This window comes from Kitasatospora sp. NPDC056531, from assembly GCF_042794375.1.
Lineage (GTDB): Bacteria > Actinomycetota > Actinomycetes > Streptomycetales > Streptomycetaceae > Kitasatospora.
In genome coordinates, this window is the sequence record NZ_JBHTTU010000028.1 from 41,640 (window position 1) to 65,789 (window position 24,150).

21 protein-coding genes are annotated in these 24,150 nt (G+C 72.3%); 19 read left to right on the top strand and 2 right to left on the bottom strand.

Going from position 1 to position 24,150, the window contains the following annotated elements; translation table 11 throughout:
* The first annotated feature begins 8 nt into the window (after nucleotides 1-8).
* Nucleotides 9-1,247 (top strand): signal recognition particle-docking protein FtsY, encoded by a 1,239-nt coding sequence (gene ftsY / locus ACFQ87_RS23060; RefSeq protein ID WP_380612678.1) that lies wholly within the window; start codon nucleotides 9-11, stop codon nucleotides 1,245-1,247.
* Nucleotides 1,248-1,462: 215 nt separating this feature from the next.
* Here the strand turns inward: ftsY and ACFQ87_RS23065 are convergent, their stop codons facing one another.
* Nucleotides 1,463-2,161, bottom strand: coding sequence for a bifunctional DNA primase/polymerase (locus ACFQ87_RS23065; protein WP_380612679.1), 699 nt, complete (start codon nucleotides 2,159-2,161; stop codon nucleotides 1,463-1,465).
* A 615-nt stretch (nucleotides 2,162-2,776) separates the two neighbouring features.
* Here ACFQ87_RS23065 and ACFQ87_RS23070 point away from each other — a divergent pair.
* The 7 genes from ACFQ87_RS23070 to ftsH all read left to right on the top strand — a co-directional run bounded on the left by ACFQ87_RS23070 (nucleotide 2,777) and on the right by ftsH (nucleotide 13,209).
* Complete coding sequence (locus tag ACFQ87_RS23070; protein ID WP_380612680.1) at nucleotides 2,777-4,231, top strand: hypothetical protein; 1,455 nt, start codon at nucleotides 2,777-2,779, stop codon at nucleotides 4,229-4,231.
* 287 nt (nucleotides 4,232-4,518) lie between these two features.
* On the top strand, nucleotides 4,519-5,871 hold the full coding sequence (locus tag ACFQ87_RS23075; protein WP_380612681.1) for an ammonium transporter: 1,353 nt from the start codon (nucleotides 4,519-4,521) through the stop codon (nucleotides 5,869-5,871).
* Entirely contained in the window at nucleotides 5,871-6,209 is a 339-nt protein-coding gene (locus ACFQ87_RS23080; protein WP_380612682.1) for a P-II family nitrogen regulator, read from the top strand. Before ACFQ87_RS23075 ends, ACFQ87_RS23080 begins: the two co-directional genes overlap by 1 nt.
* Nucleotides 6,210-6,255: 46 nt before the next feature.
* Nucleotides 6,256-8,700, top strand: a complete 2,445-nt coding sequence (locus ACFQ87_RS23085; protein ID WP_380612683.1) for a [protein-PII] uridylyltransferase — start codon at nucleotides 6,256-6,258, stop codon at nucleotides 8,698-8,700.
* Nucleotides 8,701-8,813: 113 nt separating this feature from the next.
* A complete protein-coding gene (gene ffh / locus ACFQ87_RS23090; protein ID WP_380612720.1) occupies nucleotides 8,814-10,379 on the top strand; it encodes a signal recognition particle protein in 1,566 nt (521 codons plus the stop codon).
* Between the two features lie 133 nt (nucleotides 10,380-10,512).
* Nucleotides 10,513-11,055 (top strand): GNAT family N-acetyltransferase, encoded by a 543-nt coding sequence (locus ACFQ87_RS23095; RefSeq protein WP_380612684.1) that lies wholly within the window; start codon nucleotides 10,513-10,515, stop codon nucleotides 11,053-11,055.
* Nucleotides 11,056-11,148: 93 nt separating this feature from the next.
* Complete coding sequence (gene ftsH / locus ACFQ87_RS23100; protein ID WP_380612685.1) at nucleotides 11,149-13,209, top strand: ATP-dependent zinc metalloprotease FtsH; 2,061 nt, start codon at nucleotides 11,149-11,151, stop codon at nucleotides 13,207-13,209.
* Nucleotides 13,210-13,344: 135 nt separating this feature from the next.
* On the opposite strand, the gene ACFQ87_RS23105 is transcribed toward ftsH, so the two are convergent.
* Complete coding sequence (locus tag ACFQ87_RS23105) at nucleotides 13,345-14,169, bottom strand: class I SAM-dependent methyltransferase (RefSeq protein ID WP_380612686.1); 825 nt, start codon at nucleotides 14,167-14,169, stop codon at nucleotides 13,345-13,347.
* A gap of 211 nt (nucleotides 14,170-14,380) precedes the next feature.
* Here ACFQ87_RS23105 and proS point away from each other — a divergent pair, with 211 nt between their 5' ends.
* The 11 genes from proS (at nucleotide 14,381) to lepB (ACFQ87_RS23160) (ending at nucleotide 24,147) form a co-directional block, all read left to right on the top strand.
* Entirely contained in the window at nucleotides 14,381-15,793 is a 1,413-nt protein-coding gene (proS, locus tag ACFQ87_RS23110; RefSeq protein WP_380612687.1) for a proline--tRNA ligase, read from the top strand.
* Nucleotides 15,794-16,194: 401 nt separating this feature from the next.
* Nucleotides 16,195-16,773 carry a hypothetical protein gene (locus tag ACFQ87_RS23115; RefSeq protein ID WP_188307074.1) on the top strand — a complete coding sequence of 193 codons (579 nt, stop codon included), beginning with the start codon at nucleotides 16,195-16,197 and terminating at the stop codon, nucleotides 16,771-16,773.
* A 355-nt stretch (nucleotides 16,774-17,128) separates the two neighbouring features.
* Nucleotides 17,129-17,557, top strand: coding sequence for a 30S ribosomal protein S16 (gene rpsP / locus ACFQ87_RS23120; RefSeq protein ID WP_196946892.1), 429 nt, complete (start codon nucleotides 17,129-17,131; stop codon nucleotides 17,555-17,557).
* A gap of 2 nt (nucleotides 17,558-17,559) precedes the next feature.
* Nucleotides 17,560-17,799, top strand: coding sequence for an RNA-binding protein (locus ACFQ87_RS23125; RefSeq protein ID WP_030056773.1), 240 nt, complete (start codon nucleotides 17,560-17,562; stop codon nucleotides 17,797-17,799).
* A 169-nt stretch (nucleotides 17,800-17,968) separates the two neighbouring features.
* Entirely contained in the window at nucleotides 17,969-18,619 is a 651-nt protein-coding gene (gene rimM, locus ACFQ87_RS23130; protein WP_380612688.1) for a ribosome maturation factor RimM, read from the top strand.
* Between the two features lie 95 nt (nucleotides 18,620-18,714).
* Entirely contained in the window at nucleotides 18,715-19,533 is an 819-nt protein-coding gene (gene trmD, locus ACFQ87_RS23135; protein ID WP_380612721.1) for a tRNA (guanosine(37)-N1)-methyltransferase TrmD, read from the top strand.
* Between the two features lie 154 nt (nucleotides 19,534-19,687).
* Nucleotides 19,688-20,038, top strand: a complete 351-nt coding sequence (gene rplS / locus ACFQ87_RS23140; protein ID WP_063347674.1) for a 50S ribosomal protein L19 — start codon at nucleotides 19,688-19,690, stop codon at nucleotides 20,036-20,038.
* Between the two features lie 187 nt (nucleotides 20,039-20,225).
* Nucleotides 20,226-21,074, top strand: coding sequence for a signal peptidase I (gene lepB, locus ACFQ87_RS23145; RefSeq protein ID WP_380612689.1), 849 nt, complete (start codon nucleotides 20,226-20,228; stop codon nucleotides 21,072-21,074).
* Entirely contained in the window at nucleotides 21,058-22,017 is a 960-nt protein-coding gene (gene lepB, locus ACFQ87_RS23150) for a signal peptidase I (RefSeq protein WP_380612690.1), read from the top strand. Before lepB (ACFQ87_RS23145) ends, lepB (ACFQ87_RS23150) begins: the two co-directional genes overlap by 17 nt.
* Nucleotides 22,018-22,238: 221 nt before the next feature.
* Nucleotides 22,239-23,246: a signal peptidase I gene (lepB, locus tag ACFQ87_RS23155; protein ID WP_380612691.1), complete on the top strand. Its 1,008-nt coding sequence runs from the start codon at nucleotides 22,239-22,241 to the stop codon at nucleotides 23,244-23,246.
* A 145-nt stretch (nucleotides 23,247-23,391) separates the two neighbouring features.
* Nucleotides 23,392-24,147, top strand: a complete 756-nt coding sequence (gene lepB / locus ACFQ87_RS23160) for a signal peptidase I (RefSeq protein ID WP_380612692.1) — start codon at nucleotides 23,392-23,394, stop codon at nucleotides 24,145-24,147.
* Nucleotides 24,148-24,150: the final 3 nt, after the last annotated feature.

Consider the following 24,150-nt stretch of genomic DNA (forward strand, 5'->3'; position numbering starts at 1 on the left):
GGGGCGTTATGGAATACGTGATTCTTGCCGTAGTCATCGCCGTGATCGCCATCGCCGCGATCGCGGGCCTCGTCGTTTCCGGCAGACGACGCCAGCAGCTGCCCCCGAAGTCGCAGGCGCCGGTCATCACGGCGCCGAAGCCCACTCCGCAGGAGCCTCAGGTCGGCGAGGAGGCCGCGCCGCCCACCGAGGAGCCGCGCCGCACCGTCGAGGAGGTTCCGCTTCCCGAGGCCCCCGAAGCCCCCGCGGCCCCCGAGGCCGTCGAGGCCGTCGAGGTCGAGGCTCCCGAGGTGGCCGAGGCGGCGCCCGCCGTTGAGGTCCCCGAGCCCACCGCCGGCCGGCTGGTCCGGCTGCGCTCCCGGCTCTCCCGCTCGCAGAACTCGATCGGCAAGGGCCTGCTCTCGCTGCTCTCCCGCGAGCACCTGGACGAGGACACCTGGGAGGAGATCGAGGACACCCTGCTCACCGCCGACGTCGGCGTCGCCCCGACCCAGGAGCTGGTCGAGCGGCTGCGCACCCGGGTGAAGGTGCTCGGCACCCGGACGCCCGACGAGCTGCGCGTGCTGCTGCGCGAGGAGCTGGTCGAGCTGATCGGCAAGGACTCCGACCGCACCGTCCGCTCCGTCAAGCACGAGGAGGGCCCGGCCGTGGTCCTGGTCGTCGGCGTCAACGGCGTCGGCAAGACCACCACCACCGGCAAGCTGGCCCGCGTCCTGGTCGCCGACGGCCGCAGGGTGGTGCTTGGCGCCGCCGACACCTTCCGGGCTGCCGCCGCGGACCAGCTGCAGACCTGGGGCGAGCGGGTCGGTGCGCACACCGTGCGCGGCCCGGAGGGCGGGGACCCGGCCTCGATCGCCTTCGACGCGGTCAAGGAGGGCATCGCCGAGGGCGTGGACACCGTGCTGATCGACACGGCCGGCCGACTGCACACCAAGACCGGCCTGATGGACGAACTGGGCAAGGTCAAGCGGGTCGTCGAGAAGCACGGCCCGGTGGACGAGGTGCTGCTGGTGCTGGACGCCACCACCGGTCAGAACGGCCTGATCCAGGCCCGGGTGTTCGCCGAGGTGGTGGACATCACCGGCATCGTGCTGACCAAGCTGGACGGCACCGCCAAGGGCGGCATCGTGGTCGCGGTGCAGCGCGAGCTGGGCGTGCCGGTCAAGCTGATCGGTCTGGGCGAGGGCGCGGACGACCTGGCGCCGTTCGAGCCGGGTGCGTTCGTGGACGCGCTGATCGGGGACTGACCGGGGCTCCCCGTCGGTCGAAGGGTCCGCTCCTCCGGGGGCGGGCCCTTTCGCGTGTCCGGGGAGGGCCGCCGCCCCGAGCCGAAGGGGCACGCCGGTGCCGAAAGCGAGGAGCGACAAGCGACCGACGGAGGAGGGAGTGCCGGAGCGAAGAGCGTCGGCGCCGGGTCAGAGCGCCCCGGAGGTGAGCGGGTGGGTCACGACGAGCGGGCGGGTCACGAGGCGATCCAGGCCGGCTCGGCGGTGCGCTCGCGGCTGCGGTGGCAGGCGTAGGCGAGGGTGCCGAGCAGCAGCCGGGCCTCGGGCGGGCAGCCGGCGTTGTCGCGGGTGGGGCGGCGCAGCCAGCGGACCGGGCCGAGCCCGCCGAGGACGGTGGGCGGGGCGGCGACGTAGCCGCCCTCGCCGTGGCAGGTCAGATCGAGCGCGGCGTCGTCCCAGCCCATCCGGTAGAGCAGGTCGGGCAGTCGGCGGGCGGTGCCGGCGGTGACCAGGAACTGCAGCCGGCCGGTGGGCGGGGCGAGCACCGGGCCGACCTGGGTGCCCATCCGCTCCAGCCGGACCAGCGCCTGCAGGCCGGCCTGCTCGGGGACGTCCAGGACGTCGAAGGCGCGGCCGGTGGGGAACAGTACGGAGCCCTCGGCGCTGAAGGCCCGGGCCCGGGCCCGGCTCCCGGCGCCCGGCACGGGGTGCAGGCCGGGCGCGGCGCAGCGGTGGGCGCCGCAGGGACAGCGGGTCGGGGCGGTGGCGCCAGTTACCGGGGTGCCAGTGGCCGGGTCGCCGGTGGCGACCGCCCAGCCCCAGCGGCCGGTGTACTCCGCGGCGGCCTGGGACGCGGTGACCTTGGTGCGGCGGCGCGCGCCCAGCGGTGCCAGCCGCAGGTGCCCCAGTCGAAGTTCGCCGAACAGGTTGTCCATGCCTCCCCCAACAGGTTCTCGTTGCCGATGGTTACGGGATGGTGACTGTGTGTTGATTGTCCATTGCGTGGTGCGTTGTGCGGTGGCGGCGCGCAGCGCTTGGCGTGCGCCTGTTGCGGTGGTGCGCCTCGGGCGCCGCCTTGTGGGGGCGGCGCCGATGCCGGATCGTCGTGTGCGTGAGGCTGTTGCTGTCCCGAGTGGGCGGCGAACTCGCTTGTGACTGCGGTGGATTGTGGGGTCCGCCGGGTCCGCCGGAGTTGACCGGAGGACTTGGCGGCCCGCATATGCCGGACCGTCGGGCCTATCCAGTGAAGCGTGTGCCCCCTGGCTTCGGTTCACTCCTGGGGGTGGCGAAAGGTGGCGTTTCGCCAGGACCGCTCCCACGGGTACCTCGCGGGGCACTACGTTCAGCGCACGGACGTCGTCATGGAGCCTGCTCCGGGCCGCCGGGGAACGGGAGTTGGGGATCTGACGCACCGTCCTGGACGATGGCGCACCAGTACGACGAGGCGGTACCGCAACACCTCAGGCACGGCACGTCTGGCAAGAGCCCGCAACCGTCGGGCGGTCACGATCGGGGGCCCCGAAGGGGCCGGGCGGGATGGGGACGTTCCCATGGCAGAGAAGCAACCCAATGAGAAGCTGACCACGTGGTTCGCCCGCAGCGGCTGGTCCAAGGGGGAGTTGGCCCGCCAGGTCAACCGCCGGGCCCGGCAGATCGGCGCCCACCACGTGTCCACCGACACCTCCCGGGTGCGCCGCTGGCTCGACGGCGAGCAGCCCCGCGAGCCGATCCCCAAGATCATGTCGGAGCTGTTCTCTGAGCGCTTCGGCTCCGTGGTCTCGATCGAGGACCTCGGCCTGCGCGCCGCGATCCCGGTCTCCACCGTCGGCGGCGGCGTGGACCTGCCCTGGAGCGCCCCGCAGACCGTCCAGCTGATCAGCGAGTACTCCCGCAGCGACCTGATGCTCAACCGCCGGGGGTTCCTCGGCACCTCGCTCGCGCTGACCGCCGGCGCCGCGCTGATCGAGCCGATGCAGCGCTGGCTCGCCCCCGGCCCGACCGGCATGCCCACCCCGATCCTCACCGCGGCCAACGGCGGCGAGGCGTTCACCGGCCGGCTCTCCGAGCCCGAGCTGGAACTGCTGGAGCAGACCACGGTCATGTTCCGCCAGTGGGACGCCCAGAACGGCGGCGGGCTGCGCCGCAAGGCCGTGGTCGGCCAGCTCCACGAGGTCACCGACCTGCTCCAGGAGACGTACACCGAGGACACCACCAAGCGGCTGTTCCGGCTCACCGCCGAGCTCGCCCACCTGGCCGGCTGGATGTCCTACGACGTCGGGATGCACCCGAGCGCGCAGAAGTACTACGTGCTCGCCCTGCACGCGGCGAAGGAGGCCGGCGACCGCCCGTTCGGCGCCCTGATCCTCACCGACATGAGCCGCCAGATGATCCACCTCAACCGGGGTGAGGACGCCCTGGAACTGATCCACCTGGCGCAGTACGGCAGCCGGGACACCGCCACCCCGCGCCAGCAGTCCCTGCTGTACGCGATGGAGGCGCGCGCCTACGCCACCATCGGCGAGGTGAACCGCTGCGCCCGGGCGATCCGGTTGGCCGAGGACACCTTCACCGACATCCGGGACGGGGACGGCGATCCGGACTGGTTGAAGTTCTTCTCGCCGGCCGAGCTGAACGCCGAGAACGCGCACTCCTTCCGTGACCTCGCGTACCACTCGGACAACGCCGAGCTGTACGCCTCGCTGTCCGCGCCGGTGATGGAACGCGCGGTCGACCTGTTCCGCCAGGACGACGACCACGTGCGCTCGTACGCCTTCAACCTGATCGGCATGGCCAGCGTGCACCTGCTGCAGAAGGAGGCCGAGGAGGCGGTGGTGTACGCCGAGCAGGCGGTGGACATCGCGACCAAGGTGCGCTCGGAGCGGCTGAACTCCCGGGTGCGCAAGACCACGGAGGCCGCCTCCGCCCGGTTCAAGGGCGTGGACGCGGTGAGCCGGCTCAAGGAGCGGGTGGTTCAGGACATCCCGGAGTTCGTCTCGGTGGTCTGAGCGACCCCCGCACCGGACTCCACCGACCGCGACGGCCGCCGCCGCCGCGGTCGGTGGCTTCTGGGGCACCGGCGGCGGCACGCGGCGGCACGGTAGCCCATCCGGCCCCGCGGCGGGGCCGCGGTTCACGTGCCCGTAACCCGCGCGACGCACGCGTCACGGCCGCGAAACAACCGGCCGCACTGGCCGAAACCAGCCTTCGGCACTCTCCTCTTCATCGCCGCCACCCGGGTGGCACGGGACAGGTACCCGGGGTGTGGAGCGGCTTTCACGCAGAGGAGACGCCGATGCCGGACGGCTTCAGCGCGGGCGACACCGCCTTCGTGCTCATCAGTGCGGCCCTGGTCATGGTGATGACCCCGGGCCTGGCCTTCTTCTACGGGGGCATGGTCAGGGCCAAGAGCACACTGAACATGCTGGCGATGAGCTTCCTCTCGCTCGGCATCGTCAGCGTGCTCTGGGTCCTCTACGGGTACTCGCTCAGCTTCGGGCCCGACTCCTTCGCCGGACTCATCGGCAACCTGGACTTCCTCGGGATGCGCGGGATCGGGCTGAACGAGCTGAACGGGACCATCCCGGTCACCGCCTTCGCGGTCTTCCAGCTGATGTTCGCGATCATCACCCCGGCGCTGATCAGCGGCGCCATCGCGGACCGGGCCAAGTTCGCCGCCTGGGGCCTGTTCATCGCGCTCTGGGTGACGGTCGTCTACTTCCCGGTCGCGCACTGGGTGTTCTTCACCGACAACGGCCACGGCGGCTGGCTGGGCGACAGAAACGGCGTGATCGACTTCGCCGGCGGGACGGCCGTGCACATCAACGCCGGGGTCGCGGGCCTCGCGCTCTGCCTGGTGCTGGGCAAGCGGGTCGGCTTCAAGAAGGACCCGATGCGCCCGCACAGCCTGCCGCTGGTGATGCTCGGCTCCGGGCTGCTGTGGTTCGGCTGGTTCGGCTTCAACGCCGGCTCGGCGCTGGCCGCCAACGGCGTCGCCGCGATGGCCTTCGTCAACACCCAGGTCGCCACCGGCGCGGCGCTGATCGGCTGGCTGATCTACGAGAAGCTCAAGCACGGCGCGTTCACCACGCTGGGCGCCGCCTCCGGCGCGGTGGCCGGACTGGTCGCGATCACCCCGGCCTGCGGCTCGGTCAGCCCGCTCGGCGCCGTGGCGATCGGCCTGATCGCGGGCGCGGTCTGCGCCGCCGCCGTCTCGCTGAAGTACCGCTGGGGCTTCGACGACTCCCTCGACGTGGTGGGCGTGCACGCGGTCGGCGGGGCGATCGGCTCGCTGCTGATCGGCCTGTTCGCCACCGGCGGGGTCGGCCAGACCGCCAAGGGCCTGTTCTACGGCGGCGGGCTGGGTCAGCTCGGCAAGCAGGCGATGGGCGTGGCGGTGGTCGCGGCGTACTCGTTCGTGCTGTCCTGGCTGCTGGCGAAGGCGGTCGACAAGCTGGTCGGCTTCCGGGTCGCCGAGGAGGTCGAGGTGGCGGGCATCGACCAGGCCGAACACGCCGAGTCCGCCTACGATTTCAGCGCCGTGGGCGCCGGCCTGGCCCGGGCCCTGCCGAGCCTGGGCGGTGCCGCCCCCGCGCCGGTTGCCGTGTCCGTCGAGAAGCCCGTTGAGAAGACCGAGGTCGACGCCTGATGAAGCTCATCACCGCTGTGATCAAGCCGTACCGCCTGGACGAGGTGAAGGCCGCCCTGCAGGCCTTCGGGGTCCACGGCCTGACCGTCACCGAGGCCAGCGGCTACGGCCGCCAGCGCGGCCACACCGAGGTCTACCGGGGCGCCGAGTACACCGTGGACCTGGTGCCGAAGATCCGGATCGAGGTCCTGGTCGAGGACGAGGACGCCGACGGTCTCATCGACGCCCTGGTGAAGGCCGCCCGGACCGGGAAGATCGGCGACGGCAAGGTGTGGAGCATCCCGGTCGACACCGCCGTCCGGGTCCGCACCGGCGAACGCGGGCCGGACGCCCTGTGACGCCCTGACCGATCGGCGGCCCACCTGACGGACGGGACCCACGCGCATGACCACCGAGACCAGCCCCTCCGACTCCTCCGCCCCCTCCGACCACGCCGCCGCCCGGGCCCAGCTGCTCGACCGGCCCGGCCTGACCGGCCGCCCCCGCCGGGCCGCGCTCGCCCGGCTCACCGACGACTGGCTGGCCGGGCTGCTCACCGACGCCGGCGCCCCCGCCTCCGGCGTCGCCCTGGTCGCCGTCGGCGGTTACGGGCGCGGCGAACTGTCCCCGCGCAGCGACCTGGACGTCCTGCTGCTGCACGACGGCCCGATCGCCCGCGAGCTGCCCGAGCGGATCTGGTACCCGGTCTGGGACGCGGGCGCCAAGCTCGACCACTCGGTGCGCACCGTCGCCGAGGCCCGCTCCGTCGCCGCCGCCGACCTCAAGGCCCAGCTCGGCCTGCTGGACGCCCGCCACCTCGCCGGGGACGCGGCGCTCACCGCAGCGCTGCGTTCCGCGGTGCTCACCGACTGGCGCGCCGGCGCCGCCGCGCGCCTGCCCGAGCTGCGCGAGCTGGGCCGGGAGCGGGCCGAACGCCACGGGGAGCTCTCCTTCCTGCTGGAGCCCGACCTCAAGGAGGCCCGCGGCGGGCTGCGCGACCTGGTCGCGCTGGACGCGATCGCCGCCACCTGGCTCGCCGACGCGCCCCGGGACGGTCTGGAGGCCGCCGCGCTGCGGCTCGCCGACGTCCGCGACGCGCTGCACCTGGTCACCGGACGGGCCACCGAGCGGCTCAGCCTCCAGGACCAGGACCAGGTCGCCGAGCGGCTCGGTGTGCTGGACGCCGACACCCTGCTGCGCCAGGTCTACGAGGCCGCCCGGACCATCGCCTACGCGAGCGACGTCACCTGGCGGGCGGTGGACCGGATACTGGCCGCCCGCTCCGGCCGGGGCCGCCGGACGGGCCGGCGGGGCTTCCCGTTCACCGGCGTCGGCCGCGGCACCGGCGCGGTGGCCCGGGGCGCGGTCGAGCGCCGCCCGCTCGCCGAGGGCGTGGTCGAGCAGGACGGCGAGGCGGTGCTCGCCCAGGCCGCCCGCCCGGCCACCGACCCGGTGCTGCCGCTGCGCGCCGCGGCCGCCGCCGCCCAGAACGGACTGACCGTCTCGTACGCGACGGTGCGCCGGCTGGCCGCCGAGTGCCGACCGCTGCCGGTGCCCTGGCCGGACGAGGCGCGCGCACAGCTGGTCACCCTGCTCGGCGCGGGGGAGGCCGCCGTCCCCGTGTGGGAGGCGCTGGAGGCGGAAGGACTGGTCACCCGGCTGCTGCCGGACTGGGAGCGGGTGCGCTGCCGTCCGCAGCGCAACGCGGTGCACCGCTGGACGGTGGACCGGCACCTGGTGGAGACGGCGGTGCGGGCCGCCGCGATGACCCGCCGGGTGGCCCGGCCGGACCTGCTGCTGGTCGCCGCGCTGCTGCACGACATCGGCAAGGGCTGGCCCGGTGACCACAGCGAGGCGGGCGAGGTGATCGTCCGCGACGTGGCCGCCCGGATGGGTTTCGGGGCCGAGGACACCGAGACCCTGGCGGTGCTGGTCCGCCACCACCTGACCCTGGTGGACACCGCGACCCGGCGCGACCCGGACGACCCGGCCACCGTCGAGGCGATCACCAAGGCGGTCGGCACCCTGTCGGAGCTGGAACTGCTGCACGCGCTCACCGAGGCGGACGCGCTGGCCACCGGCCCGGCCGCGTGGAGCGGCTGGCGGGCCTCGCTGGTGGACGGCCTGGTGGCCCGGGCCGCCGCCCGGCTCGCCGGGGTCGGCGGTGCGCCCGCGGAGGGGGCGCCCACCGCCGGGCAGGAGCGGCTCGCGGTCGAGGCCGCCCGCACCGGCGAGCCGGCGCTGTCGCTGCTGGCCCAGGCCGCGGGGGCGGACCCGGGCACCGAACCGATGGGAGTCGAGCTGACCCTGGCCGTCCCGGACCGTCCGGGGCTGCTCGGCACGGTCGCCGGGGTGCTCGCGCTGCACCGGCTGACCGTCCGCTCGGCCGGGCTGCGCGAGCTGGACCCGATCGGCGCGGGCCCGGTGCTGCTGCTGTCCTGGCGGGTGGCCGCCGAGTTCGGCGAGCTGCCGGAGGCCGCCAGGCTGCGTGCCGACCTGCGCCGGGCGCTGGACGGCTCGCTGGACGTCTCCCGCCGCCTCGCGGAGCGGGACGCCGCCGCCCCGCGCCGCAAGGGCATCCCCACCCCGCCGCCGCTCGTCGCGGTGGCGCCCGCGGTGGCCTCGGCGACCGCGACGGTGCTGGAGGTCCGCGCGCACGACGCCCCCGGACTGCTGCACCGGATCGGCCGGGCGCTGGACGGGGCGGGGGTGCGGGTGCGCACCGCGCACGTCTCCACGCTGGGCGCGGAGGCCGTCGACTCGTTCTACCTGACCGACGCGGCGGGCCGTCCGCTCACCGCCGAGCGGGCCGGGGAGGTGGCGGCGGCGGTGCGGGCGGCGCTGGGCTGAGAACCGGTCGGGGCGGGGGTTTCGGCAGGGGTGGAGACCGTAACCGGGGCGGCCGGATACCCTGGGGGACGACGACCGTACCGATACCGATGCCGCAGAGGACCCGCGCCGACGTGTTCGACACCCTTTCCGATCGCCTCGCAGCGACGTTCAAGAACCTCCGGGGCAAGGGCCGCCTGAGCGAGGCGGACATCGACGCCACCGCCCGCGAGATCCGCATCGCGCTGCTGGAGGCGGACGTCGCGCTGCCGGTCGTCCGGGCCTTCATCAAGCGGGTCAAGGAGCGGGCGCTCGGCGCCGAAGTCTCCGGCGCGCTGAACCCGGCGCAGCAGATCATCAAGATCGTCAACGAGGAGCTCATCGCGATCCTCGGTGGCGAGACCCGCCGGGTGCGGTTCGCCAAGAACGGCCCGACGGTCATCATGCTCGCCGGTCTGCAGGGTGCCGGTAAGACCACCCTCGCGGGCAAGCTCGGCTTCTGGCTCAAGAGCCAGAAGCACACCCCGCTGCTGGTCGCCTGTGACCTCCAGCGCCCCAACGCGGTCAACCAGCTCCAGGTGGTCGCCGAGCGGGCCGGCGTGGCCTTCTACGGCCCGCAGCCGGGCAACGGCGTCGGCGACCCGGTGCAGGTCGCCAAGGACTCGATCGAGTACGCCAAGCAGAAGCAGTACGACGTCGTCATCGTCGACACCGCCGGCCGCCTGGGCATCGACGCCGAGCTGATGCAGCAGGCCGCCGACATCCGCGCCGCGGTGGACCCGGACGAGGTCCTGTTCGTCGTCGACGCGATGATCGGTCAGGACGCGGTCACCACCGCGCAGGCCTTCCTCGACGGTGTCGACTTCACCGGTGTGGTGCTCTCCAAGCTCGACGGCGACGCCCGCGGCGGTGCCGCCCTGTCGGTCGCGCACGTCACCGGCCGGCAGGTCATGTTCGCCTCCAACGGCGAGAAGGTCGACGACTTCGACGCCTTCCACCCGGACCGGATGGCCTCGCGCATCCTGGGCATGGGTGACGTCCTCTCGCTGATCGAGAAGGCCGAGCAGACCTTCTCGCAGGCCGAGGCCGAGAAGATCGCCGCCAAGCTGCGCGGCGGCCCGAAGCAGTTCACCCTGGACGACTTCCTGTCGCAGCTGGAGCAGGTCCAGAAGATGGGCTCGATCTCCAAGCTGCTCGGCATGCTGCCCGGCATGGGCCAGATCCGCGAGCAGATCAACAACATCGACGACAAGGACGTCAACCGGGTCGGCGCGATCATCAAGTCGATGACCCCGGCCGAGCGCGCCGAGCCGGAGCTGATCAACGGCTCCCGCCGGGCCCGCATCGCCAAGGGTTCGGGTGTCCAGGTCGGCGAGGTGAAGAACCTGGTCGAGCGGTTCTTCGACGCCCGCAAGATGATGTCCGCGATGGCCTCCGGCAAGGGCATGCCCGGCATGCCGGGGATCCCGGGCATGGGCGGCGGCGCGAAGAAGTCCGCCAAGAAGGCCCCGCAGGCCAAGGGCAAGCGCAAGAGCGGCAACCCGCTGAAGCGCGCCCAGGAGGAGGCCGCGGCCGCCGAGCGCCGGGCGCTCGGCCCGGGCGCCGGCCAGGGTCAGGCCGAGGGCGGCGCGTTCGGCCTCGGTGCGGGCAAGGGCCCGGCCGACTTCGAGCTTCCCAAGGAGTTCAAGGACCTGCTGTAGTCCTCGGCCCTCGGCCCGGCCTGTTCGGCCTGAGCCGTCCTGATCGGCTTCGGTCGGTCCTGAGCCGTTCTGATCGGCCCGTCGTTCGGTGATCTCCGGGCGGCGGGCCGTTCATATGCCCGATGATGCTGCCATGTCCGATGATGTTGGCGTGCGAGTGATGATCAGGGCCCCGAGGGCCGAGGACGAGGTTGTGTACGCCGAGGCGGTCCGCCGGTCCGCCGAGCACATCGGGCGGTGGAACCCGGTCGAGCCGGACGGGCTGCCGGAACTGCTGGAGCGCCAGGGACCGGGCCTGCGCACCTTCCTGATCTTCGACCGGGACTCCGGCGGGCTGGTCGGCAAGGTGAACGTCGCCAACATCGTGATGGGCCGGTTCTGCAACGGCGCGCTCGGCTACGACTCGTACCTGCCGTTCGCCGGCACCGGGCGGATGACCGAGGGCCTGCGACTGGTCCTGGAACGCTGCTTCGCCCCGCAGTCGGCCGACGGGCTGGGCCTGCACCGGCTGGAGATCAACGTGCAGCCGGAGAACGAGCGCTCGATCGCGATGGCCAAGCGGCTGGGCTTCCGGCACGAGGGCTTCACGCCGCGGATGCTGTTCCTGCAGGGGGACTGGCGCGACCACGAGCGTTTCGCGCTGACCGCGGAGGAATGGCCGGGCACCGCGGCATAGCCATCGGGGCGCGGGCTCCGGCGCGGCCGTACGGCCGGTGGGGCGCGGCGTTGCGGTTGGCTCGCCCGAGTACCTGTCCGTATCGTCCGGTGGGTGACCGAACCCGCGCCGCCGCGCCAGACCCCCGACCAGCCCTGGCGGTCCGAGGGTGCGCCGCCCCCGCCGCCGCCCCGACGCCGGATGCCCGGCGGCTGGGCGGGCCTCGTCCTCACCGCACTCGTGGTGTTCCTGATTTCCGACCTGCTGTTGTCGTTCTTCGGCAACGAGGGCGCCACCACGATCTCCTACACCGAGTTCAACAACCAGTTGAACAAGGGCAACATCACCAAGATCTACTCCAAGGGCGACGCGATCGAGGGCGCCCTCAAGAGCGCCCAGCCCAAACCGGACGGCGGCAAGGGCAGCTACACCGAGTTCGACACCCAGCGCCCCTCCTTCGCGGGTGACAACCTGTGGGCCACCCTGCAGCAGCACGGCGTCGAGGTGACCGCGACCTCGCCGGTGCAGCAGCGCAGCTTCCTCACCAACCTGCTGCTCTCGCTCGCCCCGATGCTGCTGCTGGTCTTCATCTGGGTGCTGCTCGCCCGCCGGATGGCCGGCGGCCTCGGTGCCGGGCCGCTCGGTCGCAAGGCCCCGCCCAAGCCGGTCACCGCCGAGCAGGGCAAGCGCACCACCTTCGCCGACGTGGCCGGCATCGACGAGGTCGAAGCCGAACTCACCGAGGTGGTCGACTACTTGAAGAACCCCGACCGGTACCGCAGGCTCGGCGCCAAGATGCCGCGCGGGGTGCTGCTCAGCGGCCCGCCCGGGACCGGCAAGACCCTGCTGGCCCGGGCCGTGGCCGGCGAGGCGGACGTGCCGTTCTTCTCCGCCTCCGCCTCCGAGTTCATCGAGATGATCGTCGGCGTCGGCGCCAGCCGGGTGCGCGAACTGTTCGCCGAGGCCCGTAAGGTCGCCCCGGCGATCATCTTCATCGACGAGATCGACACCATCGGCCGCCAGCGCGGCGCCGGCGGCGGCATGGGCGGGCACGACGAGCGCGAGCAGACGCTCAACCAGATCCTCACCGAGATGGACGGCTTCTCCGGCTCCGAGGGCGTCATCGTGATCGCCGCGACCAACCGGGCGGACGTGCTCGACCCGGCGCTGCTGCGCCCCGGCCGCTTCGACCGGCGGATCACCGTCAGCCCGCCCGACCGGGAGGGCCGCGCCGCCATCCTGCGCATCCACACCCGGACCGTCCCGCTGGCCGGCGGCACCGACCTCACCCAGCTGGCCAAGGTCACCCCCGGGATGACCGGCGCCGAACTCGCCAACCTGGTCAACGAGGCCGCCCTGCTGGCCGTCAAGCGCAAGCAGGACGCGGTCAACGAACGGGACCTCTCGGACGCCCTGGAGAAGGTCCAACTCGGCGCCGTGCGGCCGCTGGTGATGCCCCAGGAGGAGCGCGAGCGGACGGCGTACCACGAGAGCGGGCACGCGCTGCTGGGCATGCTCCAGCCCGGCGCGGACCCGGTCCGCAAGATCACCATCGTGCCGCGCGGCCGCGCGCTCGGCGTGACCCTCTCCACCCCGGAGAACGACCGTTACTCGTACACCGAGCCCTACCTGCGCGGCCGGATCATCGGCGCGCTCGGCGGGATGGCGGCCGAGCAGGTCGTTTACGGGGTGATCACCACCGGCGCGGAGAGCGACCTGGAACAGGTCACCAGCATCGCGCGCGGGATGGCCGGGCGCTGGGGGATGAGCGAGCGGGTCGGGCGGCTCACCGCCGTGCCCGCGGACGTGCAGGGCGCCGGTGCCTACGGGCTCTCCGCGGCGCCGACCACGCTGGACGCGGTGGACGAGGAGGCCCGGCGGATCGTCGCCGAGTGCTACGAGGACGCGGTGCGGCTGCTGACCGAGCAGCGGCACCGGCTGGACGCGCTGGCGGCGGCGCTGCTGGAGGCGGAGACGCTGGACGAGGAGGCGGCGTACCGGGCGGCGGGGGTGCCGCGGGAGGCCTCGGACTCGGATGCGGAGCCGGGCTCCGGCTCAGGCGCGGGCTCGGGCTCTGCTTCCGCCTCGGGCGCGGGCGCGGGCGCGGGCGCGGGCTCGGGTGGGGACGGGGACGGGGACGGCGGGTCGGACGGGAAGTCGCTCGACCAGGCGTGAAGTCACTGCCGGGGGCGCTCGCCGCGATGGCGGACGCCCCCGGTTTCCGTTGTCCGGCTTCCGTTTCCGATCGGTTCTGTTCCCGCCCGCTTCCGTCTCCGCCTGGTCCTGGCGCGGTCGTTCCCTGCGAACGCCCTACCGCGGCCGTTCGGCGACCAGGTAGCGGAAGACGTTCTCCATCCGGACCGTGCCGTCCGGGCGCAGGTACGGCTGCAGCGCCTCCTCCAGCTCCTTGGCCACCAGCGGGGCACCGGAGAACTCCTCGGCCGCCTCGAACAGCCCGGTGGAGAGCAGGCCGCGGACCGCGCTGTCGAGGTCCGGGTAGGCGAACGGGCAGCTCACCCGGCCGCTGCCGGCCGGGCGCAGGCCGGCCGGGGCGAGCAGGTCCTCCAGCGTGCCGGGCGCGCTCAGCTCGAACGGGTCGCGCGCGGTGGTCCGGCCCGCCCTCCGGCGGGCCACGTCCAGCACCGGGGCGCTCTGGCAGCGCTCCGGCGGGCCCCAGGCGGCGAGCACCACGTGCCCGCCCGGAAGGGTGAGCCCGGCCGCCTCGGCGACCACCGCACGGGGCTCGGCCGCGCCGGGCAGCTGCTCGAAAACGGTCACCAGGGAATGGGCCGAGCGGGGGACGGCGGCGGTCGGCCGGGACCCGGCGCACACCCGCAGCCGACGGTTGCGGGCCAGCTCGCGCAGCTCGTCCCGCGGTTCCTGCCCGGCGACCTGGGCCCCCCGTCCGGCCGCCAGCAGCAGGGCCAGTCCGGACCGGCAGCCCAGTCCCAGCACGCTGCTCGCCGGGCCGACCTCCAGGCGGTCGTACACCGCCTCGTAGAGCGGTACCAGCATGCGTTCCTGGATCTCCGCCCAGTCGCGGGGCCGCGGGGGCGCGGCGGCCCCGGGCTGCGGGTGGTGCGATCGTGCGCCTGTTGGTCGTACGGTCGTGCCGGTCGTCCGAGCTGAAGCCATCGCGGCCTCCCATCCGGTCCTTCGGTGTGCTGCTACGGCTCCCCCAAAGTCCCGCCCCACTCCAGCGAACAGCGGGTCGGGCCCGGCGTCCAGAGGGGTGCAGGGTGGTGCGCGCGTGTCGCGGTCGTGCGCCCCCTGCGGGGGCCGTACCACTGCCGCGGGTGTGATACCGATTCGAAACCGGAGGGCCACGCCCCGTACGATTCGGCCCATGGCTAAGGCACCCGTTCTCACCCCCCAGGCGGAAGACTTCCCCCGCTGGTACCAGGACCTCATCAACAAGGCCGAGCTGGCCGACAACGGTCCGGTGCGCGGCACCATGGTCATCCGACCGTACGGCTACGGCCTGTGGGAGCGGATGCAGCAGGAGATGGACGCGCGCATCAAGAAGGCGGGCGCGCAGAACGCCTACTTCCCGATGTTCATCCCGCAGTCCTACCTGACCAAGGAAGCCGAGCACGTCGAGGGCTTCGCGCCCGAGCTCGCGGTGGTCACCCACGGCGGCGGCAAGCAGCTGGAGGAGCCGGTCGTCGTCCGGCCGACCTCCGAGACGATCATCAACGAGTACTTCTCCAAGTGGGTGCAGAGCCACCGCGACCTGCCGCTGCTGATCAACCAGTGGGCCAACGTGGTCCGTTGGGAGCTGCGCCCGCGCGTCTTCCTGCGCACCACCGAGTTCCTCTGGCAGGAGGGCCACACCGCCCACGCCACCTACGAGGACGCCCGTGAGTACGCGTCGATGATCCACACCCAGGTCTACGGCGACTTCATGACCAATGTGCTCGGCATCGACGTGGTGCTCGGCCGCAAGACCGCCAAGGAGCGCTTCGCCGGCGCCATCAACACCCTCACCCTCGAGGGCATGATGGGCGACGGCAAGGCCCTGCAGATGGGCACCAGCCACGAGCTGGGCCAGAACTTCGCCAAGGCGTTCAACACCACCTACCAGCTGCAGGGCGCCGAGCGCGAGCACGTCTGGCAGACCTCCTGGGGCGTCTCGACCCGCATGGTCGGCGGCCTGATCATGTCCCACGGCGACGACAACGGCCTGCGGGTGCCCCCGCGCCTGGCCGCGGTCCAGGCCGTCGTGCTGGCCATCAAGGGCGACGACGCCGTCATCGCCAAGGTCCGCGAGATCGGCGCCGCGCTGGAGGCGGCCGGCATCCGGACCGTCGTCGACGACCGCACCGACACCCCGTTCGGCCGCCGCGCCGTCGACTGGGAGCTCAAGGGCGTTCCGCTGCGCATCGAGGTCGGCCCGCGCGACCTGGAGAACGGCACCGCGATGCTGGCCCGCCGCATCCCGGGTGGCAAGGAGCCCGTCTCCATCGACGCCCTGGCCGCGCTGCTGCCGGGCATCCTGGAGGAGGACCAGGCGCTGCTGCTGCGCCAGTCCCGCGAGCGTCGCGAGGCCCGCACCGTCGACGTCAAGACCCTCGACGAGGCCGTCGAGGCCGCCGCGACCGGCTGGGGCCGGATCTCCTGGGCCGACCTCGGCCCGGAGGGCGAGGCCAAGCTGTCCGAGCAGGGCGTGACGGTGCGCTGCATCGTCGCGGCCGACGGTTCGGTGCCGCAGTCGGACGACCAGGACGGCAATATCGCGATCGTCGCGCGTGCGTACTGATGCCTGTTACCCGCAGGCGATGACCGTTAGCGGCGACATTTGCCCGGAATGCGGGTTGGTAAGAATCCGGTAACTCTCCCGGAGGACTACCGGCACCCGACATCCCTACTGGCCGGTCAACTGCCGGTATTAACGGAATAGCGGTACGGTGTACGGCCCGTGGCCCTGTCAACTTCGGCGGGTCCACGGGCCGTATGTCCCTGGGGCGACAGCCCGTCCCTCGGACGGAATTCACGAGGCCCGCCGACTCTGCGACGGGCCGAAACCGGCAGGGGGTTGGTCTTGCGTCAGATCCGGAACGCGCAATTCGCGCACAGTCGCGCATTCCTGGGAGTTCCCTGGGAATTCCCGGAGAACGGGAACATGCGGAACATCGGCTCGCCCTGCATCGTTGGTCTAGCGTGAGCACGACACAGCCCCTCGTCCTCGCGGCCGAACTGGCCGCCGCCTGGAGCGACATCCAGGCCTACCACCAGGACCTCCCGGACCTGGCCTCGCCTGAGGCCCTGATCGGCGAGTCCTCCTCGGCCTGTGGCACGCGGCTCGGTTTCGAGCGGCTCCTCCACGAGGCTGCCCACGGTCTGGCCGCGGCCCGGGACATCCGGGACACCTCGCGCGCGGGCCGCTACCACAACCGGCGCTTCCTGATGCTCGCCTCCGAGCTGGGCCTGGCGCACCCGGTCGAGCCGCACGCGAGTAGCGGCTTCTCCCAGGTGACCATGCTCAAGGAGACGCAGGAGCGCTACGCCGAAACCATCGAGCGCCTGGACCGCGCCCTCGGCGCGCACCAGGAAGCGGTGGCCGGCGACGGCACCAACCGGGCCTTCCGCGGCCCGGCCGCCCGGCACGGGTCCTCCGGCGGCGGCGTCCGGGTCAAGGCGGTCTGCGGCTGCGGACGCAACGTCCGGGTCGTGCCGTCCGTGCTGGCGCAGGCGTCCATCGTCTGCGGCGCGTGCCAGCAGCCGTTCAAGATCGCGTAAGCGGTCGGCCGGGACCGGTCGGCGACTGTGCGGGCAGTCGGTGCGACCGGGGTGATCGGGCGATCGGAGTCGGTGAGTCTGTGGGCTGACCGGGAGCGGGGGCTCCCGGTCGAGCCCTGAACCGTGGGTTCCGGGCCTTGAGTGCCGCTGTCTCCGGCGGTCTGAGCAGCCCAGTCCGCGGAGGTCGGGTGAAGGCCGTCCTCGCCGGTATGGCAGAATGGACAGCTGAGTACTCGGCAGCCGGGCAGGACCCCTCTCTCCTACGGCTGGCGTGTCCCTTGAACGCCCCGCCCCCGCAACCCCACGCGGACGGCGAGGACGCTCACCCACGTCAACACCAGGAGAATCCACTCCCGTGGCAGTCAAGATCAAGCTGAAGCGTCTCGGCAAGATTCGCTCCCCGCACTACCGCATCGTCGTCGCCGACGCCCGCACCAAGCGTGACGGTCGCGCGATCGAGGAGATCGGCATCTACCAGCCGACCTACAACCCCTCGAAGATCGAGGTCGACAGCGACCGCGCCCAGTACTGGCTGTCCGTCGGCGCCCAGCCGACCGAGCCGGTGCTCGCCATCCTGAAGCTGACCGGCGACTGGCAGAAGTTCAAGGGCCTGCCGGCTCCGGAGCCGCTGAAGGTCGCCGAGCCGAAGGTCGAGGACTTCTCGCACCTGTTCGCCAAGGCCGTCGCCGGCTTCGAGGACGCCACCACCGGTGTCGCCATCACCCCGAAGGCCAAGAAGTCGGACAAGGCCGAGGCTGAGGCCGACGCCGCCGCCGAGGCCTGATCGTGATCGAGGACGCCCTCGACCACTTGGTGAAGGGCATCGTCGAGCACCCCGACGAGGTGCAGGTGCGCTCGCGCAACCTGCGTCGGGGCAACACCATCGAGGTGCGAGTGCACCCCGATGACCTCGGCAAGGTGATCGGCCGGGGCGGCCGCACGGCGCGCGCTCTGCGCACCGTGGTCGGCGCCCTCGGCGGTCGCAACGTCCGGGTCGACCTGGTCGACGTGGACAACATTCGCTGACGCAGCTGCTCGTTCAGCCGTCGGGCTTGAGGCCGACCGGGACGCATGTCGTCCCGGTCGGCCTTTTTTGCTGGCTCCCGCGGCGCGTGTGCCACGCGCCGCCACGGGCCGGCTGCTCTGCTTACCTGTCTCTGCCCTCTCGCTCAGCAACTCCAGGAGAACGATCACCGTGCAGCTCGTCGTCGGCAGGATCGGCCGCGCCCACGGCATCAGGGGGGACGTCAGTGTCGAGGTCCGCACCGACGAGCCGGAACTCCGGCTCGGCCCCGGTGCCGTCCTGCTCACCGACCCGGCCTCTGCCGGACCGCTGACCATCGAGTCCGGCCGGGTGCACAGCGGCCGACTGCTGCTGCGCTTCGCCGGCGTCAAGGACCGCAACGCGGCCGAGGCTCTGCGGGGCACGCTGCTCATCTCCGAGGTCGACCCGGAGGAGCGGCCCGAGGACCCGGAGGAGTACTACGACCACCAGCTGATCGGCCTCGACGTGGTGCTGCTCGACGGCACCCCGGTCGGCGAGCTGACCGAGGTGGTCCACCTCCCGTACCAGGACCTGCTCACGGTGAAGAAGGCCGACGGGACGGAGGTGCTGGTGCCCTTCGTCAGCCAGATCGTGCCGACCATCGACCTGGAGAACCAGCGGGCCGTGATCACCCCGCCGGCCGGGCTGATCGACCCCGAGCGGGCCGAGGTCGCCGGTGCGGCGGCGGAGGAGCCGGCTGAGGCGTCGGCTGAGGCGTCGGCTGAGGCGTCGGCGGAGCCTGGTGAGGCGGGCGGGTCCGGCGAGTCCGGTGATTCGGCGAAGCCGGGGGAGTCGGAGTGACCGTCGAGCACACCCCTCAGATCGACGGTCCGGGTGTCGTTCCCGATGCCGGTCCGGGCGCCGGCCGGGATGCCGCTGAGGGCGTCCGGTCCGGGATGCGGATCGACGTCGTCACGATCTTCCCCGAGTACCTGGAGCCGCTGAACATCTCGCTGGTCGGTAAGGCCCGCGCCCGCGGCCAGCTGGACGTGCGCGTCCACGACCTGCGCGAGTGGACCCACGACGTGCACCGCACGGTGGACGACAGCCCGTACGGCGGCGGCCCCGGCATGGTGATGAAGCCCGAGCCGTGGGGCGAGGCGCTGGACGCGGTCGTCGCCGGCGGACCCGAGGGCGAGCTGCCCACGCTGGTCGTGCCCACCCCGAGCGGGCGCTCGTTCACCCAGGAGCTCGCCCAGGAGCTGGCCGGCCGCCCCTGGCTGGCGTTCACCCCCGCGCGGTACGAGGGCATCGACCGCCGGGTGATCGAGGAGGCGGCCACCCGGATGCCGGTGGTCGAGGCCTCGATCGGCGACTACGTGCTGGCCGGTGGCGAGGTCGCGGTGCTGGTGATGGTCGAGGCGATCGCCCGGCTGCTGCCCGGCGTGCTCGGCAACGCCGAGTCCCACCGGGACGACTCCTTCGCCCCTGGTGCGATGGCCGACCTGCTGGAGGGCCCGGTCTTCACCAAGCCCGCCGAGTGGCGCGGCCGGACCGTACCGGACGTGCTGCTCAGCGGCAACCACGGCAAGATCGCCCGTTGGCGCCGGGAGCAGGCCTTCGCCCGCACCCTGGCCAACCGGCCCGACCTGGTCGAGCGTTGGCAGTACGGCGCCTTCGACAAGAAGGACCGCCAGGCGCTCAGCGTCCTGGGCCTGGCCTGGGACGAGGAGCTCGGCCGATTTCGGTCCGTGGCCGGTGGTGTGGAAGAATAGGCGGCTGCTGTCTGTCGCTGGTTCCCTCCCGTAGGGGGCACGTGGACCGGCGCCCCCGCCACGGGGGGATCGCCGTCAGCCGACGCGGCCCGCAGCAGACCCCATTGTGACGAACTTCCGTGGGCGGCCCGTGGCGCCTGCGATGGAGAGCAACATGAGCAACAAGCTCGCTGCTGTCGACGCGGCCTCGCTGCGTAGCGACATCCCGGCCTTCCGTGCCGGTGACACCCTGAAGGTCCACGTCCGGGTCATCGAGGGCAACCGCTCCCGTGTCCAGGTCTTCCAGGGCGTCGTCATCCGCCGCCACGGCGCCGGCGTCGGTGAGACCTTCACCGTCCGCAAGGTCAGCTTCAACGTCGGCGTGGAGCGCACCTTCCCGGTGCACACCCCGGTCGTCGAGAAGATCGAGGTCGTGACCCGCGGTGCGGTTCGCCGCGCCAAGCTGTACTACCTGCGTGACCTCCGCGGCAAGGCCGCGAAGATCAAGGAGAAGCGCGACCGCTGATCCACCGGCCCCCGGCCACGCCGGGGATCGGAGCGCTCTGAAGGGCCGGGCGGCCGCAAGGTAAGCTCAGCCCCCGATGAGCACGCACGAACCACCCGCGGACCGCGACGGCAGTCCCGCACCCACCGGTGCGGACTCGCTGTCGCGGTCCGCGGTCGTTTCCGGGGGTGTTTCGGGGGAGGGTTCCGTGGCGGTTTCGGCTGTGGCTGCGGCTACCGGTGCCTTCGTCGGTGCGGGTGTCGGTGCCGACGTCCTCGCTGAGGAGCCGCGTGAGGCCGAGCATCCGCGCGAGGGTGAGCAGCGGCACGAGGGTGCGGAGCCGGGCGAAGGCGAGGGCGAGGAGCCGGACGAGGAGTCCGGGCACTCGCGGTCGCGGGACCTGTTGCTGTTGGCCGGGATCTGCCTGGCGGCCGTGCTCCTGGTGAACGCCTTCGTGGCCCGTCCGTTCACGGTGCCCTCCGGCTCGATGGAGGACACCCTGCGGCCCGGCGACCGGCTGATCGCCAACCAGCTCGCCTATGCCTTCGGCGGCCACCCCCAGCGGGGCGATGTCGTGGTCTTCGACGGGACGGGCTCCTTCCTTCCCGAGTCGGCCGTGCAGCCGGGCTTCTGGGACAACCTTCGTTCGCTCGGCCGGGACCTCGGGCTCGCCCCGGCGGGGGACACGCTCTACGTCAAGCGCGTGATCGGCGTCGGCGGGGACCGGGTGACCAGTACCGGCCCGGGCAAGCCGATCACCGTCAACGGCGTGCCGGTCGACGAGACCTCCTACCTTGACCCGGGCGACCAGCCGTCCGACGTGGCCTTCGACATCGTGGTGCCAGCCGGCAAGCTGTTCGTGCTGGGCGACCACCGGAGCGCCTCCCGGGACTCCCGCGACCACCTCGGCGAGCCCGGCGGCGGCTTCGTGCCCGAGGACAAGGTGATCGGCCGGGCGGACTGGCTGGTCTACCCGTTCTCGCGCTGGACCGGCCTGGACCGGCCTGAGGCCTTCGCCGCGATTGCGAGGACGGGTGGTCATGGGGACCAGAGGTAGGGGGCGGGTCGCCGACCACCCGGCCACGGAGTCGGGTGACACCGGACCGGGCGGCGCCGGGCCCGACGCTGCCCCGCCGGTCCGCGGCCGCGCCGAGCGCCGCCGCAGCGCCCGACGCGCGGCCCGGCGGCGCAAGCGCTCGCTGCTGCGCGAGTTCCCGACGATCATCCTGGTGGCGCTGCTGGTGGCGCTGGTGATGAAGACCTTCCTGGTCCAGGTGTTCGTGATCCCCTCGGGCTCGATGGAGCAGACCATCCAGGTAGGGGACCGGGTGCTGGTGGACAAGTTGACCCCCTGGTTCGGCAGTGAGCCGCAGCGCGGCGATGTGGTGGTGTTCAAGGACCCGGGCGGCTGGCTGGAGAACGATCACAAGCCGTCCGACGACGGTCCGGTGCTGGGCGCGGCCAAAGACGTGCTGACCTTCGTCGGGCTGCTGCCGTCCGACAACGAGCAGGACCTGATCAAGCGCGTCATCGGTGTCGGTGGGGACACCGTCGAGTGCTGCGACCCGCAGGGCCGGCTCAGCGTCAACGGTCGCGCGGTGGCGGAGCCGTACCTCGCGTCGGGCAACCCGCCGTCCCGGCAGCCCTTCAAGGTGACGGTGCCGAAGGGGCGCCTGTGGGTCATGGGTGACCACCGCGATGTCTCCGCCGACTCGCGCTTCCACATGGGCAATCCGGGACAGGGGACCATCCCGCTGAGCGGTGTTGTCGGTCGCGCGTTCGTGATCGCCTGGCCGCTGGACCGCTTCCATCAACTCGATGAGCCGAGTTCACTCTCCTCTCTCGCCGGGGCTTCGCCGCCCGGCGGAACTGCGCCGAAATCGATGGGCGTTGGGCCGGTTCCAATGCAACCTCCGCTCGTTATGGGTTTGTTGGGCATCCTGCCGCTCGTCATTCGCCGACCGGGGGCGACCTCCCGAGCGAGCCGCTCCGGCCGTTGAACGGCCGGGCCGCGCGTGTGGAACCGTGAGTCGGATGCCTTGGAGTGATAGAGAAGTGCAGGTGCGGCCGGTATCCCGGCTGTGCGCCGAGGCCGCGTTGGTGTCAGGGGAGCCCGTTGTGGGCAGCCCTGATGCGTTCATGGTCGTGGCGAGCGTGGTGCCCGCTGTGCGGCACTCTGAGCGCGGGCGCGCGGGCGTCCGCACAGCAGGGAGGAGACGTTGTGGGGGATTTGGTGATCGGTGCCCGTTCGGGCGCCGGGGAACCCGAGCGCCCGGGCGGTGGCCGGGTGACCCGGTCCGCCGATTCCTCGGCACCCTCGGCCGCGGTCGATGACACGACCGCTCAGACCGCCGACGAGCACGGCACCGGACCGGAGGACTCCTCGGAGCCCCTGCGGCGGGGGACCGAGCCGGCGGAGGAGTCGGAGTCGGAGGCTCCGGCCGAGCCGCACAAGCAGCGGTCATTCCTGAAGGAGCTGCCGATCCTGATCGGCATCGCGCTGATCCTCGCGCTGGTGATCAAGACCTTCTTCGTCCAGGCGTTCTCCATTCCGTCGGAGTCGATGCAGAACACGCTTCAGGTCGGCGACCGCGTCCTGGTGGACAAGCTGACCCCCTGGTTCGGGGCCGAGCCCGAGCGCGGTGAGGTCGTGGTGTTCCACGACCCGGGCGGCTGGCTGAACGACGAGCCGTCCCAGCGGAGCAACAACTCCTTCGTCCGGGGTTTCCAGGACGTGCTCAGTTTCATCGGCCTGATGCCCTCCACGAATGAGAAGGACCTGATCAAGCGCGTCATCGCGGTCGGCGGGGACACCGTCGAGTGCAAGGGCGACGGGCCGGTCATGGTGAACGGTGTCGCGCTCGACGAGCCGTACATCTACCAGGGCAACACCCCCTGCGGGACTCAGCCCTTCGGTCCGGTGAGGGTGCCGAACGGCCGGATCTGGGTGATGGGAGACCACCGTGCGGACTCGCTGGACTCCCGTTTCCACATGGACCAGCCGGGCGGTGGAGCCGTGCCGGTGGACAACGTGATCGGGCGTGCTTTCGTGGTGGCTTGGCCGATCGACCACTGGTCCACGCTGCCGGTGCCGGACACCTTCGACCAGAAGGACTTGGCGGAGACCTTGCCGATGGCGCCTCCCGCGGCGGGTGTGGTGGGTGCCGTCGCCCTGCTTCCGTTGGTGCGTCGGGTCCGGGCCCGGGCGGACCACCGGAAGGAGTCCTGAGCTCCACCGGGTCGTCTCCAGCTCTTGCGCGGGCCGTGGTACCGACGAGTAATCTGCTCGGACGTGCCACGGCCCGTCGGCGTTCGCGCCCGAGCCACCGGCGTGCCAGTGGTGTTCTCCGGTCGGCCTGAGGTGGACGGTGTCGATGAGCAGTGTCATGGAACAGTCGGCCGACCGTCCGGCCACTCCCGCCCCTCCCCGCCGCGGGCCCGCCGCAGTGCTGCAGGGCATCGCGCTCGCGCTCGGGCTGGTGCTGATGATCGGCGGCTTCGCCCTCATCGCGGTCGACTACCGGCCGTACAAGGTCCCCACCGCCTCGATGTACCCGACCCTCCAGACTGGGGACACCGTGCTCGCCCGAAAGGCGGGCGGCGGTGCCATCGGTCGTGGCGACGTGGTGGTCTTCCGCGACCAGGCCTGGGGCGGGGAACTCATGGTCAAGCGGGTGGTCGCGGTCGGCGGGGACACCGTCGCCACCATCGACAGTGACCACCGCCTGACGGTCAACGGTCAGCCGGTGGAGGAGCCCTACCTCGCGACCCAGGGCCGCCAAGGCGAGTCGTTCAGCGTGACGGTGCCGCAGGGACGGCTGTTCCTGCTCGGTGACAACCGGGTCGGCTCGCTCGACTCCCGCACCCACCTGGAGGTCGAGGCCGGGACCATCCCGACCACCGAGGTCGAGGCCAGGGTCGAGGCCATCCTGCAACCCTTCGGCCGGATGGGCCTGCTCGACCGCACCACGGCCTTCGACTCCTTCGCGGGCCCCAAGGCCGGCGAGTCCGGGCCGCTGGAGCCGGCCGCCTACGCCAGCGTTGCGGGCGCGGCGCTGATCGTCGTGACCTCGGCGGTGGGCGGGGTGGCGGGCCTGGCCCGCAGGCTTCGCCGGGGGCGCAGCTCCTGAGCA